The organism is Arthrobacter sp. zg-Y40 (assembly GCF_020731535.1).
Classification (GTDB): domain Bacteria; phylum Actinomycetota; class Actinomycetes; order Actinomycetales; family Micrococcaceae; genus Arthrobacter_B.
The window spans coordinates 120,431-136,735 of record NZ_JAJFZS010000011.1; the positions used below are offsets into that span (position 1 = coordinate 120,431).

Below are 16,305 nucleotides of genomic sequence, written 5' to 3' on the forward strand. Positions count from 1 at the left end.
GATGATGGTGTGTGCTCTGTCCGTCGTGTCGGGCGGGCTTGCCGGCTGCGGAATTGGCGCCCAAGGGCTGGAGGATGCTCCTGCCGGTTCCGCCGACAAAACGTCCCGGGAGTCGTACGACCAGTTCGTAGCCCAGATGGACGAGATCCTGGCCGTCACCGGAGCAACCACGGGATGGACGTCTGAATACGGGTATGCATGGCCCCCGGAACCGGACAAGGCCCTGATCCCGAGGCCGTGCGACAGTGAAAACTGGAAGGATTCACCGCGTCAGATAACGCTCCAGCTCCTTGGACCGGGGACGGAGGACTTTGAAGCTGATCGGGATGCAATGATCCGGTACATGGAGGGGCGGGGCATGGAGATCAGCGGCGTCCTCGGGGATTCGTCATATCCGGAGGGGGTGGCCTGGAATGCCGTCGGCCAGGGCGCGAACGGGCTGACGATTGACTATGCCACCAGTCCGAGCCACCGGGCCGTGACTCTGTACGGAGAGTGCTCCAGCCATCCGTCCATGCAGGAGGGTGTTTCCCGCACCGCGCCCTAGCCCGCAACAGCAACGGCTGCCGAGCGAGCGGCAGCCGTTGCTGTTGCAGAACCCGTTTAGCAGGGACGCCAGGACTTGCCGCCGGGCGCGTAGCAACGCGGACCGGTGTAACCGGCATACGGGTTGCTCTGCACCGGCGGGGCCGGCGCAACATACTGCTGGGTCTGGCGGTTGGCCTCGGCCTGGCGGTTCGCTTCCGCCTGGGCCGCGGCAACGCGGTTGGCCTCGGCCTGCTCGGCCGCAACCCGGTCCGCTTCGGCCTGGGCAGCCTGCGCGGCCTCAGCGGCAACCCGCTGCGCTTCGGCTTCCGCCGCTACACGTGCTGCCTCGTCTTCGGCGGCCTGCCGTTGATCCTGCAGGGTGACGAGCTGGTCATGCCGGGTATGGATGGTGGACTTGGCCGCAGCAGACCGCGCCTTCAGTGCGGTGCGTTCCGCCTCGGTCAGTGCCTTCCACATCAGGTTGTCCCCGGTCTTGAGTGCGGCTTCCACGGCGTCCGCCGCTTCATCCACGGTCCGAACCAGCGCGTACACGACGGCGACGGCCGCGGCAGCCTCATCCGCAGTGGAACCGGTGCCGGCAGCGGCAGCCTGGGCCACCGCCTGCTCCGCGGCGCCGACCATGGCGGGCACCGTGCATCCAACAGTGGTGCTGTACAGGCCAACCTTGTTCTCCCGGGCCTCCTGATACGCCTCATCCACCGGCGGCCGGAACTTAACGTTCTTCCCGAAGGTCACCGGGAAGCCCAGGCCCGCCCGCGCCACTTCGGCGTTCATCAGCCGGTCCTTGGCGTCATACACCCCGGCAAGGGTGCGTCCGTAGCGGTCCTCGCGCTCGACGTCGTACTCCAGTTCCACGGTGCTGCCGGCCGGAAGTGCCTTCTTCAGGAACTCCGTGGCCTCCGGGCCCAGGCACTGCACGGGCTCGTTGGGGTCCTTGGTCTCGGGGGTGTCCACGTTCAGCAGCCGAACCGTGACGTCCTCGTTGTCGAGGTCAACCACCAGGGTGTCACCGTCGATCACCCGGACCACAGTCGCTTCGTCGCGAGGCTCCGGTGCTGCGTCGGCAGCAGCCGGAGCGGAGCAGGAGGATCCTGCCAGAACTACGACGGCGGCTGCCGCGACGGCAGCCGCCTTTCTTTTCAGTGCGGAGCAGTGAACTCCGACGGTAGTGCGATACAAAATGTTCCCCATCTATAGAAATAACCGGTAGAACTATCGGCACAAACCGTCGAGGGGGTAGCAGTAGGGCCGGAGGTGCACGGCACCGACTGAGCACATAACGGGCTATTGGCGCCCGGGGAAGCCCGGGAGCTGCTCAGTAGATGGGGAGCGGGCCCGGGGAAGCCCGGGAGCTGCTCAGTAGAACGCTTCCAAAAGAGATTGTGGCCACTCACCGGCGCCCGTGCACACAGTCGGCCGTTCAAACCTGAAAGAATGGGCAAAAGCCGGCTCGGGGGAGTTCAGCTGAAGAACCCGTTGTGGAATTCCCCGTGCCGACGCGCCACCGTCAGTCTCATGCAGGAGCCCCACATGTCATCCGAATCATCCGCCTCGCCCTTCGCCATTGCCGACGGCGCCCGCGTTACCGTCTACGGTGCGCACGGCCGCCCCGAGCTGTCCGCGTTTGTGCCTGCCACCGCGTTCCTGGCCGAGGACAGCGGACGGTTCCCGGCCGACGTCGTTGTCCTGTTCGTTTCCACGGCGGCGGACCTGGCCCACGAACTGGCCACCGCGGCGGCGTCGGTGGAGCCGGGCGGCGTGCTCTGGGTGTGCTATCCCACCGCAGAGGTGGACGGCGTGGCCCCGGACCTGAACCGGGACACCGTGGCGTCCCTGTTCGAGACCAATGACTGGGAACCAGTGGGAGACACTGTGCTCGACGGCGCGTGGTCGGCAGTGCGGGGACGTCCCGCCGGGGAGTAGTGCAAGTAAACCGGTAGGTAATCTGCTCAGTTCGAGTAGGTATCTGCTCAATTTCTCTTGTCGTAACCGCCGCAGGGTGGATATGTTGTCTGCGCCTACAAATAAGTTGACGGCCTCGGCCCTCAACGGGCGTTACAGCGTTGTATCCGCTCGATCCAGCCGCCGGGCCAGCCGGGTCCCCTCCGCCGTGTTTCCTAGGTGCCGGGTACCCGAATTCCGTCAGCAGGGTCCTTTTCGAAGGTTTCAGCATGAGCAGAATCGAAAATGTCTCGGCTATCCTCCTCGCTTTCGGTCTTGCCAGCGGCATGGCCGCGTGTGCCCCGGCGGGAACTTCGGGAGACGGGGAGGGGGAGGGTGAGGCCGCTTCCTGCAACGTCGGCATCTCTATGCCCACCCGGAGCCTGGAACGCTGGATCAATGACGGCGAGGGCCTGAAGGAAAAACTCGAGGCCAAGGACTGCACCGTGGATCTGCAGTACGCCGATGACAAAACCGACCAGCAGATCAGCCAGATCCAGAACCAGATTGCCGGCGGCGCGGAGATCCTGGTGGTCGCGGCCATCGACGGCGAGGTCCTCGGCCCCACCCTCGAGGACGCCAAGTCCCAGGACATCCAGGTGATCGCGTACGACCGTCTGATCAACGGCACTGACGCGGTGGACTACTACGCCACCTTCGACAACTACAAGGTGGGCCAGCTGCAGGGCGAGTTCATCGAGGAGCAGCTGGGCCTGGCCGACGGCGAAGGCCCCTACAACCTCGAACCGTTTGCCGGCAGCCCGGATGACAACAATGCGGCGTTCTTCTTCGCCGGCGCCTGGGACGTGTTGCTGCCGTACGTTGAAAGCGGGCAGCTGGTGGTTCCCTCCGGCAAGTCCCCGGCCAGCAACGAGGACTGGACGTCCATCGGTATCCTCGGCTGGAAGTCCGCGGATGCGCAGGCGGAAATGGACAACCGGCTGCAGTCCTTCTATACGGGGGACAAGAAGGTTGACGTGGTCCTCTCCCCGAATGACAGCCTGGCCCTGGGCATCGAATCCTCCCTGGACGCCGCCGGCTACGAACCGGGAACGGACTGGCCGGTGATCACCGGCCAGGACGCCGACGTCGCCAACGTCCAGGCCATGCAGGGGGACCGCCAGTCAATGACCGTCTGGAAGGACACCCGCGAACTCGGCACCCAGGTGGAAACCATGGTGGACGCGATCGTGGCCGGTAACGAGGTGGAGGTCAACGACACCGAAACTTACGACAACGGGGTGAAAGTGGTCCCCACCTACATCCTGGAACCGGTGGTCGTCACCAAAGACACGGTCCAGGAGGAACTGGTGGACTCCGAATTCATGTCCGCTTCCGACGCCGGCCTCTGATCCGGCGTCCTCTCCGGACTGATCCCGTCCCTCCTCCGGCCAGGACCAGGGGCACGACGACGGCGGCCGCCTCCCGCCGTCGTCGTACCCCCTGGCCCGCGTAAGCGATAGCGAGAACGCGTATGAGTGACGTCATCCTGCAAATGGACGGCATTGTGAAGGAATTCAGCGGGGTCCGGGCGCTCGACGGTGTCTCCGTGGACGTGGAACGCGGCGGTGTGCACGCGATCTGCGGCGAAAACGGTGCCGGGAAATCCACCCTGATGAAGGTGCTCAGCGGGGTGTACCCGCACGGCAGCTTTGACGGGACCATCACGCTGGAGGGCCGGCCGGTCAGCTATGGCTCGATCAACGACTCCGAGCATGACGGCATTGTGATCATCCACCAGGAGCTGGCGCTGAGCCCGTACCTCTCCATCGCGGAGAACATTTTCCTGGGCAACGAAGTGGCGCGTGGGGGAGTGATCGACTGGAACAAAACCAATATGGAGGCTGCCAAGCTGCTGCGGCGGGTGGGTCTGGAGGAAAATCCGGCCACCAAGATCGTGGAACTGGGTGTGGGCAAGCAGCAGCTGGTGGAAATAGCCAAGGCGTTGTCCAAGGAAGTGAAGATCCTGATCCTGGACGAGCCCACCGCCGCCCTGAACGACGACGACTCCGCACACCTGCTCGGCCTGATCCGGCAGCTGCGCGACACCGGCATCACCTCGATCATCATTTCCCACAAGCTCAAGGAAATCCGGTCCATCGCGGACATCGTCACCGTGATCCGGGACGGTAAGACCATTGAAACCTTTGAGGTTCAGGACAGCGACGAAATTGAGACCCGGATTATCCGGGCCATGGTGGGCCGGCCGCTGGACCACCAGTTCCCGGAACGCGAACCCCGGATCGGGGAGGAGAAGTTCCGGGTGGAGGACTGGACCGTGCACCACCCCATCGACGTGGACCGGGTGGTGGTGGACCGGGCGTCCTTCAACGTGCGGGCGGGGGAGATTGTCGGGTTTGCCGGGCTGATGGGAGCAGGCCGGACCGAACTGGCGATGAGTATTTTCGGCCGCTCCTACGGCAGCGGCATTTCCGGGCGGGTCTTCAAGGACGGCGTCGAAATCCGCACCCGTACGGTGGACGAGGCGATCGGCCACGGCATCGCGTACGTCAGCGAGGACCGGAAGCGGTACGGGCTGAACCTGATCGGCAGCGTCACGGTGAACGTGTCCGCAGCGGCGCTGGGCAAACTGGCCCGGCTGGGCATCATCGACCGGAACCGCGAATACGGGGTGGCCGATGACTACCGCAAACGGATGAACATCCGTACCCCCAGCGTCTCCTCCCTGGTGGAGAACCTTTCCGGCGGCAACCAGCAGAAGGTGGTGCTGAGCAAGTGGATCTACTCCGGGCCGGAAGTGCTGATCCTGGACGAGCCGACCCGGGGGATCGACGTCGGCGCCAAGTATGAAATCTACGGAATCATCAACGAAATGGCGGCGCAGGGCAAGGCAGTAATTGTCATTTCCAGTGAACTGCCCGAACTGATCGGGCTCGCGGACCGCATCTACACCATTGCCGAGGGCCGGCTTACCGCCGAAGTGCCGCGGGCCAAGGCCACGCAGGAGGAACTGATGCGCCACATGACCGCCGACCGGACCCAAGCTGACCGGACCCAAGGAGCACAAGCCTCGTGACCACCACAACTCCAGAGCAGGCCATGGCCCCGCTGCCGCCCAAGCCCGGAAAGACCGGCAAGAAACGACGCCGGGTGGACCTGCGCGCGTACGGCATCCTCGGCGCGCTGGCCGTGATCATCCTGCTGTTCCAGATCCTCACCGGCGGCCGGCTGCTGTACCCGGGCAACGTCAGCAACCTGTTCCAGCAGAACGCGTATGTGCTGATCCTGGCCATCGGCATGGTGATTGTCATTATCGCCGGGCACATCGACCTGTCCGTGGGGTCGGTGGTGGCCACGGTCGGGGCCATTGCCGCGCTGGCCATGAACAACTGGGGGATGCCCTGGTGGGCGGCGGTGCTGCTCTCCCTCGTTGTCGGCGCCGTGATCGGTGCGTGGCAGGGGTTCTGGGTGGCGTTTGTCGGGATCCCGGCGTTCATCGTCACCTTGGCCGGGATGCTGGTGTTCCGCGGCACGGCCCTGATCCTGCTCACCGGCGGCACCATCAGCGGCCTGCCCCGCCCGTATACGGCAATCAGCAGCGGCACGCTGCCGTCCACCGGGACCCCGGACCTGGTGACGCTGGGCATCGGGGCGCTCGCGTGCGTGGCGCTGGTGGTGCAGCAGCTGCGGGGCCGGGCGGACCTGAGCCGGCTGGACCTGCCGCGCGAACGCAACGGGTCCTTCATCTTCAAGATCGCGCTCGCCGTGGTGGCGATCATGTACCTCTGCTACCTGCTGGCCTACAGCCGCGGCATGCCGATCATCGTAGTCATCCTGGCCGTGCTGGTGCTTGCCTATTCGTTCCTGCTGAACCGCACGGTGTTCGGCCGTCACGTCTACGCGATGGGCGGGAACCTGAACGCTGCCATGATGTCCGGGGTGAAAACCCAGTGGGTGAACTTCTTTGTGTTCGTGAACATGGGGTTCCTGGCCGGGCTGGCCGCAGTGGTCAGCACCGCCCGGGCCGGCGGTGCCGTGGCATCGGCCGGCGGCGGGTTCGAGCTGGACGCGATTGCCGCCGTGTTCATTGGCGGAGCGTCGGTGCAGGGCGGCGTGGGCACCGTGGTCGGGGCCGTGATCGGCGCCCTGGTGATGGGCGTGCTGAACCAGGGCCTGTCCATCCTGTCCGTGGACGCCGCCTGGCAGCAGGTGATCAAGGGCCTGGTACTGCTGGCCGCGGTGGCCTTCGGGTTCAGCCGGCGGAAGGCGCGGTAGGTTTTTGCCCTTTTCGCCGGCGGTGCGGGAGGCCTAATCTGGCGGGGTACTGTCCGCGCGAGGAACCACCGTAAGGAACGCCCGTAAGGAACCCCCACAAGGAGACAGCTATGCCCAGCCAGATGAATCCCTACCTCAGCTTCCGGGACAACGCCCGGGAGGCGATGGACTTTTACCAGAGCGTGTTCGGCGGAACACTGGAATCCAGCACGTTCGCCGACATGAACATGGCCGAGGACCCCGCCGAGGGGAACAAGATCATGCACTCCGCCCTGACCACGGACAACGGATTTGTGCTGATGGCCTCGGACACGCCGTCGGGCATGAACCTGAACGAGGGCAGCAGCTACTCCATCTCGCTCAGCGGCAACGACGCGGACGAGCTGCGCGGCTACTGGGATCGGCTGCTCGCCGGCGGCCAGATGGACCTGCCGCTGGAGAGAGCGCCGTGGGGTGACCTGTTCGGGATGCTGACGGACCGGTTCGGGACGAGCTGGATGATCAGCATCGAGGGGCAGGACTCCTAGGGCCGGCTCTTACTGGACCGGAGTCTCCCGGTAGAGCACGAGGTGCTCGTGGTAGAGGACGCCGTCGCGGATGTCGCCCGTTGCGGTGAAACCGGTGTCGTCCCGGTAGTCCAGGTGGGCTCCGGTGACCGTGTAGCTGCCGGTGTAGGCACTGGCCCGGTCGCCGCGTGCCTCGTCGTAGCGTCCGTTGGGCAGCAGTTCCTGCCGGATGTAGCCGTCCGCGGTCACCCACATGCCGACGACGTCGAGGTCCTGGGTCTTGCTGCCGTGCGTTGCCATGCGTAGTTCTCCTAGTGTTCGTGCCGGGAAGCGTTGGGACTGCGGATCGATCGGGGTAGATCCCGGCAGTCTTGGTGTCGAGCCTAGGCAGAATCCCGTCGTCGAGCGTGGGTGCGCTTCACCCACCCTCCACACCAATCGATAGGCTGGTGACATGGGGGAAGACAATCTGGGGGCGTTCCTGCGGGCCCGCCGCAACGCTGCGGACGCAGCGTTGTATCCGTTCGCCAGCCACACCCGGCGCCGGGTGCCCGGGCTGCGGCGCGAAGAAGTTGCCGAACTGGCCGGGCTGAGCACCGACTACTACCTGCGCCTGGAGCAGGGCCGCGAGAAGAACCCGTCCGGGCAGGTTCTCACCGCCCTGTCGGCGGCACTGCAGATGACCCGGCACGAGGACGAGCGCCTGCATCTGCTTGCCGGGCGCTCGCCGCAGCGGACCCCGTCCCCTCGGGCGGTGGATCCCTCGCTGGCACACCTGCTGGAAACGTCCACGGATTCGGCCGCGTTCATTCTGGATTCGCTGCTGAACATCACGCAGCTCAACCCGTTGGCGGAGGCGCTCTTCAGCGGCTTTGCGGACAAGGGGAACTTTGCCCGGAACGTGTTCCTGGACCCGGCGGGCCGGCACTTCTTCGCCGACTGGAACCGGGCGGCAGAATCCTGCGTGGGCGCGCTGCGCACCACCATGGATCTCCACCCCGATCGGCAGGAACGGGACGCGCTGATCGCCGAACTGCGGACCAACTCGGAGTTCGACCGGTTGTGGCAGCTGTTCGCGGTCGAGCCGAAAACACGGGAGGGCAAGGTCCTGCACCACGAGCGGGCCGGCACGATTGCCGTCACCTTCTATACCTTCCAGGTGGCAGAAGCACCGGGCCAGCAACTGGTGGTGTACGTGGCCGAGGCCGACGGTTCCAGTGAGCAGCGCATGAAATCACTGATGGCTGTGCGCTCTTGATGGCCGCGCGCCCCTAGTGGCCGCGCGGTCCTAGCCGGACTGCTCCGCCGCCCATTCCGCGACCCGGCGGGCGCTTTCCTCCTCGGAAAGGTCTTCCACCCGGCTCATCACGGACCAGCGCACCCCGAACGGGTCGCGGATACTGGCGAACCGGTCTCCCGAGACGAAGGTACTCAGCGGCTCCCGGATGGTCGCGCCGGCGGCTTCGGCCCGCGCCACGGTCTCGTCGGCGTTGGCGCAGTAGAGGCCCATGGAGTAGCAGTCCTCGTCGCCGGACGGCATCGGGACCAGCCCGAACTGCGCGTTCGGTTCGCCCAGCTGGAGCCGCCCGGTGCCGAAGTCCAGGTCCGCATGCACCACCACCCCGCCCATCTCGGTGATGTCGACGGGCCGGGCGCCGAAGACGTCCCGGTAGAAGTCGATGGCGGTCCGGGCGTCGGGGACGGCCAGGAACGGGGTCAGGCTGGTGGCACCGTGCGGTATGCCGTTGGTGGTGTGGGCGCCGGTGACGCCGGCTGGGGTCTTGCCGGTTGTTCCGGTGTTCGGTGTGCTTGAATTCGGTGTGTTTGTTGTAGTCATGGTGCCAGCGTAGGCAGGGCGGCAGGGGTCGGGCTTGAAGATTCGCGACAGGGTCCGGGCCACTGGTTGAGGAAGTTCGTTGCGGGGATAGGGGAACGATGGTCGAGCAGTGGCGCGGCACCCTGTACCCGGCACGGCTGCCCGAGTTCCACCGAATCCTGCCGGCGGAAGAGTTGGCGGACCGGGTCCGCTGGGTGTGGATTCCGGAATGGAACCTTGCTCCGGGGCGGGTGTCCCGGCAGGAGGTCCTGCCCTTTCCTGCGTTGAACCTTGTGGTGGACAAGGACGGGGTCGCGCTTTCCGGTCCGGCCACCCGGCGGTCCTTCCGCGACCTGTCGGGAAGGGGCTGGGCGGTGGGCCTGCTGCTGCGTCCCGCCGCGGTGCCGGTCTTTAGCGACGATCCGGGTAGCCTCCGCGACACGGAAATCCCGGTCGATGCCCCGGACTTGCTGGCCGCGGTGGTGGCGGCGATGACCGGTAAGCCGGACGACGACGCAGCCGGGGCCGACCGCGACAGTGCCGGGGCCGGCGTCGTACCGGTTGTCGACCCCGCTGAGGCGCGCCGCACTGCCGCCGTCGCCGCGGCTGCCCGCTGGCTGGAAGCACGCGTTCCCGTTCCCGACGCCGAGGGGCGGCTCGCGAACCGGCTGGAGGACCTGATTCCAGCGGATGCGTCGATCACCCGCGTGGACCAGCTTGCCGGGCAGTTCGGCGTCTCGGTGCGGACGGTGCAGCGCCTGGCCCGGCGGTATGTCGGGCTGCCGCCGCTGGCCATGATCCGCCGCTACCGGCTGCAGGAAGCGGCGGAACGGCTGCGGCTGCATCCGGAAACCCCCATTGCCGACGTTGCCGCCGACCTGGGCTATGCCGACCACGCCCACCTTGCCGCCGACTTCCGTGAGGTGCTCGGCTTCACGCCCAGCGGCTACCGGCGCTCCGCGGCCGATTCCTAGGGGCACCGCAGGCGCTTTTCGGAAGTGACCGACCCTGCGATATGACTTAACCCATGATCACCACTGTCATCACGCCCTCACTCGTTCGCGGCGCCGCGGAACTCGAAACCACCGCCCGGGGGCTGCGGCCGCACCGGCTACCCGCGAAGGTGCGTACGCGGTTCCCCGATCCGCAGCTGATGATGGCCGAGTCCCAGCCCTCCGGCGTCCGGTTGGTGTTCACGACGACGGCGGAACAGGTCGAGCTGGTCGCGCATCCCACGCGTGTGGTCTACCTGGGCGCGGACCGGCCGCGGGGGTTCGTTGACCTGCTGGTCGACGGCGAGCTGCTGCACAGCGACGAACTCACCGGGGGTTCGTACACCGAGGTGAACATGTCCACCGGGGCGAGCCGGCAGGTGGAGGGGGAGTCGCACATCAGCGCGTTTTCCTTGCCTGCGGGATCCAAAGTGGTGGAGATCTGGCTGCCGCACAACGAAGCGGTGGAGCTGGTCGAGCTGCGGTCGGACGCTCCGCTGGCGGCGTACGACTCCGGGCGGCCGGTGTGGCTGCATCACGGCAGCTCGATCAGCCACGGCTCCAATGCAGCGACGCCGTCGGGCATTTGGCCTGCGGTGGCGGCGCGGATCGGCGGGGTCGAGCTGCACAACCTCGGCCTGGGCGGCAGCGCCCTCGTGGACCCGTTTACCGCGCAGCTGATGCGGGATACCCCGGCGGACCTGATCAGCGTGAAGCTCGGCATCAACGTGGTGAACGGAGACGTGATGCGGCTGCGTGCGTTTGTGCCGGCGGTGCACGGGTTCCTGGACACCATCCGCGAGGGGCATCCGGAGACGCCGCTGGTGCTCGTTTCGCCGATCTTCTGTGGCATTCATGAGGACACTCCGGGTCCCGGCGCCTTCGATCCGGCGTCGTTCGGGACCGAGCAGGTTCAGTTCGTGGCGACCGGTTCGCCGGAGGGTGTGGCTGCGGGCCAGTTGACGCTGCGGGTGATCCGCGAGGCGTTGGAGTCGCTGGTGGAGCGCCGGGCGGAGGACCCGAACCTGTTCTATCTGGATGGACTGGGTCTTTATGGGGCAGGGGATGCTGAGGTGCATCCGCTGCCTGATGCGTTGCACCCGGATACGGCTACGCACCGGCTGATCGGGGAGCGGTTCGCGAAGTATGCGTTTGCGGGGGAGGGGCCGTTTGCGAAGGGGACGCGGTCGTAAATCCCTCATTCCGCAACGGCACGGTCGTGCAGTGCGGAATTATCTGCGTGAAAAACGCATATACTGTTCTGGCAATTGGGCAGTTACCCGATAGCTACATGGGGAAACTGCACTGACGCTTGAATTTCCGCCCGCCTAATCTCGGCGCGGTCACAGCATTCGAATCTGCTGAGTCCCTTGTTCCGTTATGACTGAAACAAGGAGAGCAGAATGGCCGACGAAACAGATACCAGCGCGGATTCCAATAGCGTGAGTGACGCGGAGTCTTCAGAGAACCAGTTACAAAGTGCCGGATCAATTGATGCGCAGCCCGAGGCAGCAGAGAGCCTGCCCATGGAAGGACAAGCCGCAACTCCCGGGCAGCACTGGACAAGAATCTGCCCCAAGTGCAGTGTTCAGAGTTCGGTTCCCGGCGATTATTGCCCGAACTGCGGTGCCTCGTACAACCGCAAGCGTGGCCGGTTGAGCAAGAAAACCATCGCGATCATTCTGGCGGCGGTACTGGCCATCGGCGGCGGTACAGCAATTACCCTCGCGGTACAGCATTCGCAGGAGGTTGCCGCGCAGGAAGAAGCTGATCGGAAAGCGTCCGAAGCTGCGGAAAAGGCTGCGGAAAAGGCTGCGGCCGAACAAAAGAAACTGCAAGAGGCCGCGGAAAAGAAGGCCGCGGCTCAACGGGCAGTTCGAGCACTCATAGTTGACGGTTTGGAAGAAGCGGTGCAGAAAGATGCCACGGAGCGTGTAGACGCAGGGCGGCTGGACGGCCCGATTCAGCGCACCGAATGCACGCCACTAGGTGGAGGATCAGTCGACGACCTAACGGCGATAACCGGAACGTTTGAATGCATTGCCGTCAACGAGAAGCAGGACGACGGATCTGAAAGCGGCTACGTTTTCTCGGCGACCGTCAACTGGGACAAAGCCAGTTACAGTTGGCATCTGGGTCGATAGCTTCGTCAGGACCATGAGCTGGGAGCCGAAGCTCCCAGCTCAGCCAGCATCTCCCGCAGGCGGACGCCGCCGCTGCTCTGGGCTTCGGCGTCGGTAAGGCGTTTGCCCAGATCCAGCAGTGTCTCCCGCAGGGACCGTTCGGACTCGGTCAGTGCCCCTTCATATCCTTCGGCCAGCAGGTACGAGTGGCTGTCCGTGGACAGGGCCACCAGAAGGTCCAGGAAAATCTCGAGTGTCCTCCCGGAGGAGGCATTGAATTCTTTTCGGGACTCCTGACTCATCGGCACCAGCTTCAGCTGGTTGGACCACATCCGGGGGTCCAGCGGATCTGTGGACAGCATCAGTGCCGTCGCTGATCCTTCCCCGGTCCTGCTCTCCTTGGGGAGAGCCTGCTTCACATCGTGCAGGATCTCGTGGAAGTGGTCATCGGTGAGGCCAAACCCGACGAAGAGGAGGTGCTGCGTCATGAGGGTGGCTTTCACCAGCGCGGAAAGCGCGTTGCGGGACGTGCTGAATCCGAGGTAGTCGTCCCTGGTGAGGACTATCGAGTCCGGGTCCGTCACCGATCCATGGAGTTTCAGCAACCAGTCGTCGTGTTCGCCGGCGCCGTCGGGAATCACCGAGCGGGGGACACCGGCGTCGTCCGATGCAGCCTCAAAGAGTTCGTCGTAGTTCAGGGTGATCGCTTCCCTGCTGCCCAGGCTGGCAAGGAGCGCCGGAGCCAAACCGTATCGTTTCAGCTCCACCAGCTTCGCGATGGCCTGGTTGAAGGTTGGTGAATCCTGCCCAGCACGTTCCTCGTACATTGAGCGCAGAATGCTCGCCTGGTCCAGGTGCCCCCGGTGTTTCAGGGACTCGCGCTCGGAGTCTGAGAGGTGAGCAGCCGTGGCTAAAGCGGACAGCAGATCCGTCCAGCTTGGTGCCCCGGCACTCATGCTGACGCCCGCTCCCATGAAGGGAACGAGCCTGCCGTCGCGGGCATGAGCGGCCAAGCGGGCGGCTTGCTCCTGATGCTCGCGGTCTAGGGGTGCCCACCATTGCGGCTGGCGCTTCCGGAGTTCCTGGGCGAGGGCAAAGTCCTTTTCGTTCGCCAGCACCAGTACGACGTCGACGCCGGCCTCGGCGGCGGCCATGCGTGTCTCTTCGAGGAGCAGACGAATGACGTCGCCTTTCACCAGTCCTGCGCCGCCGCCTCCCGTGCCGAAAAGCGGCATCGCGAGCAGGGGGACGGGGCGGGACGGTTCGCGGCCAGCTACATGCCGCCGTCGTTTGGCGCTGTCCGCGGCCACACAAATGAATTCCCTTAGCGGAGGAATGAGTTCATTGACGGATGAAATCCCGTAGTACGGCACAGCGGTGAGGACCGGCAGCGGATCGTTGGCCGGCCACGCATGGACCGGCTGCGCGAGCACCGCTCCACCGGCGAAGCCGGGGTCTTTGCTCTTCTGCACGGCGTCCTCGAGGCCGGGCACAGTGTTACGCCAGTAGGCAGCAATGCTGTAGGTCCGGTCGGTGGGCAGCAGCCAGGCGTCGCAAGCGAAGTTGGTCAGGCTGCCTCTGGTAACGAAGACGTGTGATTCCCCCATGAGGGATTTGTATCACGTCCGGCCCTTCCAGCCCTTCCAACCATTCTTTCCGGCGCTCAGCTGATTGGTGTCTTGGTGCGCGGCCAATAATTCAGGGCGCTCCGGTCGCCCAGCAGCTTCTTTGGGGTGCGGTGCCCGAATGGACCAACTACACGGTCGAACATCTCACCGTCGAGTACGGGTTTTACTTGGAACCCGCGACGGCCGTCTTCGCTTGTTTCCCATGTTCCGGGGACAATCTCAAAGAGGGCACGTGTGACGCCGCGGTGCACGGCAACCACATGCTGAATGCCTTCCCGCTCAACGCGGACCTGGTCGACTTTCCACCAGCAGCGGACGGAGTCGGCAACTTGGTCGATCTCCTCCACAAGAGTGTCCTGATTGAACCAGGAAGCTTTGAAACCATATCCGGTCCGCATCGTGCCACCAGGCGTATCCAGCTCCTCGTCATTCCAGTTCTTGAGGGTGATGAGAAGCAGCGGGTCAACGTCGTGGGACAGCTCGGGTGCAGCGAACTCAGCGACAAGGCTGTCGAGTGTGCGAATACCATGGCCGCGGGTTGCCTCACGGCGGGCGTTGGTCAGCTGGGTCGGTGTTTCCAACGGGTAGGGCGGCTGAACGGGGGTGAGTTGAAAGGTCATCAGCAAGTCGATGGCAGCGGCTTCCACCTGGGTGTACTCGCTTCCCATTCCGTAGCGAAGAATCCAAATCTTCGGCTCTAGGCCTGCCCTTCGAATGTCTTTGATACTGCTGATCTTGCGGGAGTGTTCTGCGTCTTGCTCTTCTTCTTCGGGGGTGAGTGCTTCGGCTTCCAACCCGTGGGCCAGCATGCGTGTGCCAATTCCCTTGCCAACGTAGAACGGCTGGCGGGTTCGCGGATCTACCAAAAGGTAGACATAGCGGCCGAGGAGTGAAGCGACCTGTTCTATGACGCGCGAATTGTGCTTAGTTGCAGTTTTACTCTTCATGATTTCCCCCATTTGATAATTGTCGTTACACAATCGCAGGTGTACTTCTCAAAATCCCGAGGACACGTCACCAAACACCGGTTAGTTTCCTGCCGCCGCCAGCACTTCCCGAAACGCCGGATTCGGATGGGCATTCGGCAGCACCCGGCGTACATTCTCCAGCGATTCCAGCGGAGTCACTCCGGCGGCACGTGCCCCGTACAGGGCGGCCACCGTCGGCGTCCGGGATTCGGCCCGTACACAGTGCAGCAGCACGGTTTTCCCTTCGGTGCGGAAACGTTCGACGGCGGCCGCAGCTTCCTGCAGCACAAAGGCGGTATGCGAGTTGGACTCCGGGGACGCGGAGTCCACCAGCCAGAAGGTCGCCTGATCCTTCGGGGCAATGCCGGAAACATCCTCCGTGCCCAGCCGGCACAGGCTCACCACTGCATCGATGCCCAGCTCAGCCGTCCTGCCGAGTGCACCGACGCCGCCGAGCCACACGCCGTCGTCGTCCGGGTGCTGGACGAGCACGCCGGTCCGGGACCAGGAACTGTAGTCAAAGTGCGGCGTGCGCGGCCACTCGCGGGCCTGGCTGCCGTTGCCGGCCGCCAGTTCGACGCCGAGTGTCATCAGGTCGCGGGCCCGCAGGCCCGGCCAGCCGTGCAGGTTCCGGCGCCATTTGAACGGGACGGCGGAGAACCCATAGGCGGCTCCCAGCAGGGAACCGGCGATGGCGGCCACGGTGTCGGTGTCCCGGCCGCCGCGGACCGCCTCCTCCAGCGCGGCCTGCAGATGGTCGGGACCGTTGCTTCCGGCACGAGTGGTGGAGATGGCGCTCCAGGCGCCCTGCAGAGCTTCCACCACCCAGCCGTTCTTCGTGAAGTCCCGCGGCCGGGAGCGCTCGGCAACTTCGATCCGCTCCAGCCACAGGGCAGCACGGTCCGGCGGCAACAGCGGCAGCCCGGTGCGGATCTCCAGCCGGCCGGTGAGGACCGCCTCGCGGATGGCAACGCACCACAGACCGCACGCTTCCTGGGCGTCGGCCTCCACGTGTGTCAGCGCGCTGAGTACGCCGGCCTGGGCCATAAGCTCCGCCGGTTCCCGGTCCAGGTACGCCAGGGCCAGGGGAGCGGTGCGCATGAGCGACCCGTTGCCACCGCTCCGGCCGGTCCGGGCGTGGAAAACCTGTGCAGCGTGGGTAAAGTCCTCAGCGGTGACGTCGGACCGGCCAGCGGCCGCAGCTGCGTGACGTGCGGCATGGATGACATTGCTGGTCTGCGCGCCGACGTCCTTGGCTGCGGCAGCCCATGCGGTCCAGGCGCGGACGACGGCGTCCAGCGCGGCGGGGGTGGGGCCGGCGTCGAGGAGTGCTTCTGCGATGGGGATGGCCATGGAAGTGTCGTCGGTCCACTCGGCCGGATCGAACCCGAACGGGCCGCCGCCCTTCATCGTGACCTCGGCGCCGTCGGGCAGCGGGCCGCCGAATTCGTAGCCGGCGCCGAGGGCGTCTCCGGCGGCGAGGGCGACGAGGACACCCGCGGCGCGGTCGTTCTGTTCGGAGTTGAGTTTCATGCGGCCTCCAGGA

General features: G+C 65.3%; 16 protein-coding genes. 10 read left to right on the forward strand and 6 right to left on the reverse strand.

The window, feature by feature from the left end:
• Nucleotides 1–25 precede the first annotated feature (25 nt).
• Complete coding sequence (locus LJ754_RS12050) at nt 26–547, forward strand: hypothetical protein (protein ID WP_227926768.1); 522 nt, start codon at nt 26–28, stop codon at nt 545–547.
• 56 nt (nt 548–603) lie between these two features.
• Here LJ754_RS12050 and LJ754_RS12055 read toward each other — a convergent pair whose 3' ends face one another.
• Nucleotides 604–1,728 carry a thermonuclease family protein gene (locus tag LJ754_RS12055; protein ID WP_227926769.1) on the reverse strand — a complete coding sequence of 375 codons (1,125 nt, stop codon included), beginning with the start codon at nt 1,726–1,728 and terminating at the stop codon, nt 604–606.
• Nucleotides 1,729–2,079: 351 nt separating this feature from the next.
• Here LJ754_RS12055 and LJ754_RS12060 point away from each other — a divergent pair, with 351 nt between their 5' ends.
• From LJ754_RS12060 to LJ754_RS12080, 5 genes are all read left to right on the forward strand, one after another.
• Nucleotides 2,080–2,472, forward strand: a complete 393-nt coding sequence (locus tag LJ754_RS12060) for a hypothetical protein (protein WP_227926770.1) — start codon at nt 2,080–2,082, stop codon at nt 2,470–2,472.
• 248 nt (nt 2,473–2,720) lie between these two features.
• Complete coding sequence (gene chvE, locus LJ754_RS12065; protein ID WP_227926771.1) at nt 2,721–3,842, forward strand: multiple monosaccharide ABC transporter substrate-binding protein; 1,122 nt, start codon at nt 2,721–2,723, stop codon at nt 3,840–3,842.
• 122 nt (nt 3,843–3,964) lie between these two features.
• Nucleotides 3,965–5,527, forward strand: a complete 1,563-nt coding sequence (gene mmsA / locus LJ754_RS12070) for a multiple monosaccharide ABC transporter ATP-binding protein (protein ID WP_227926772.1) — start codon at nt 3,965–3,967, stop codon at nt 5,525–5,527.
• A gap of 23 nt (nt 5,528–5,550) precedes the next feature.
• A complete protein-coding gene (gene mmsB / locus LJ754_RS12075; protein WP_227926900.1) occupies nt 5,551–6,726 on the forward strand; it encodes a multiple monosaccharide ABC transporter permease in 1,176 nt (391 codons plus the stop codon).
• 110 nt (nt 6,727–6,836) lie between these two features.
• Nucleotides 6,837–7,253: a VOC family protein gene (locus LJ754_RS12080; protein ID WP_227926773.1), complete on the forward strand. Its 417-nt coding sequence runs from the start codon at nt 6,837–6,839 to the stop codon at nt 7,251–7,253.
• Nucleotides 7,254–7,262: 9 nt separating this feature from the next.
• On the opposite strand, the gene LJ754_RS12085 is transcribed toward LJ754_RS12080, so the two are convergent.
• Complete coding sequence (locus LJ754_RS12085) at nt 7,263–7,532, reverse strand: Atu4866 domain-containing protein (RefSeq protein ID WP_227926774.1); 270 nt, start codon at nt 7,530–7,532, stop codon at nt 7,263–7,265.
• Between the two features lie 154 nt (nt 7,533–7,686).
• Between LJ754_RS12085 and LJ754_RS12090 the strand changes: the two genes are divergently transcribed.
• Nucleotides 7,687–8,490 carry a helix-turn-helix domain-containing protein gene (locus LJ754_RS12090; RefSeq protein WP_227926775.1) on the forward strand — a complete coding sequence of 268 codons (804 nt, stop codon included), beginning with the start codon at nt 7,687–7,689 and terminating at the stop codon, nt 8,488–8,490.
• Between the two features lie 30 nt (nt 8,491–8,520).
• On the opposite strand, the gene LJ754_RS12095 is transcribed toward LJ754_RS12090, so the two are convergent.
• Nucleotides 8,521–9,069, reverse strand: a complete 549-nt coding sequence (locus LJ754_RS12095) for a VOC family protein (RefSeq protein ID WP_227926776.1) — start codon at nt 9,067–9,069, stop codon at nt 8,521–8,523.
• Nucleotides 9,070–9,167: 98 nt separating this feature from the next.
• On the opposite strand from LJ754_RS12095, the gene LJ754_RS12100 reads away from it, so the two are divergent.
• The 3 genes from LJ754_RS12100 (at nt 9,168) to LJ754_RS12110 (ending at nt 12,184) form a co-directional block, all read left to right on the forward strand.
• Nucleotides 9,168–10,022 carry a helix-turn-helix transcriptional regulator gene (locus tag LJ754_RS12100; protein WP_227926777.1) on the forward strand — a complete coding sequence of 285 codons (855 nt, stop codon included), beginning with the start codon at nt 9,168–9,170 and terminating at the stop codon, nt 10,020–10,022.
• Between the two features lie 53 nt (nt 10,023–10,075).
• Complete coding sequence (locus LJ754_RS12105; protein WP_227926778.1) at nt 10,076–11,233, forward strand: GDSL-type esterase/lipase family protein; 1,158 nt, start codon at nt 10,076–10,078, stop codon at nt 11,231–11,233.
• A gap of 210 nt (nt 11,234–11,443) precedes the next feature.
• Complete coding sequence (locus tag LJ754_RS12110; RefSeq protein ID WP_227926779.1) at nt 11,444–12,184, forward strand: hypothetical protein; 741 nt, start codon at nt 11,444–11,446, stop codon at nt 12,182–12,184.
• 5 nt (nt 12,185–12,189) lie between these two features.
• On the opposite strand, the gene LJ754_RS12115 is transcribed toward LJ754_RS12110, so the two are convergent.
• From LJ754_RS12115 to LJ754_RS12125, 3 genes are all read right to left on the reverse strand, one after another.
• Nucleotides 12,190–13,770, reverse strand: coding sequence for an SIR2 family NAD-dependent protein deacylase (locus tag LJ754_RS12115; RefSeq protein ID WP_227926780.1), 1,581 nt, complete (start codon nt 13,768–13,770; stop codon nt 12,190–12,192).
• A 56-nt stretch (nt 13,771–13,826) separates the two neighbouring features.
• On the reverse strand, nt 13,827–14,750 hold the full coding sequence (locus LJ754_RS12120; protein WP_227926781.1) for a GIY-YIG nuclease family protein: 924 nt from the start codon (nt 14,748–14,750) through the stop codon (nt 13,827–13,829).
• 69 nt (nt 14,751–14,819) lie between these two features.
• The gene (locus tag LJ754_RS12125) at nt 14,820–16,292 is read right to left on the reverse strand and encodes an ADP-ribosylglycohydrolase family protein (protein WP_227926782.1); all 1,473 of its coding nucleotides are present in this window, start codon (nt 16,290–16,292) and stop codon (nt 14,820–14,822) included.
• Nucleotides 16,293–16,305: the final 13 nt, after the last annotated feature.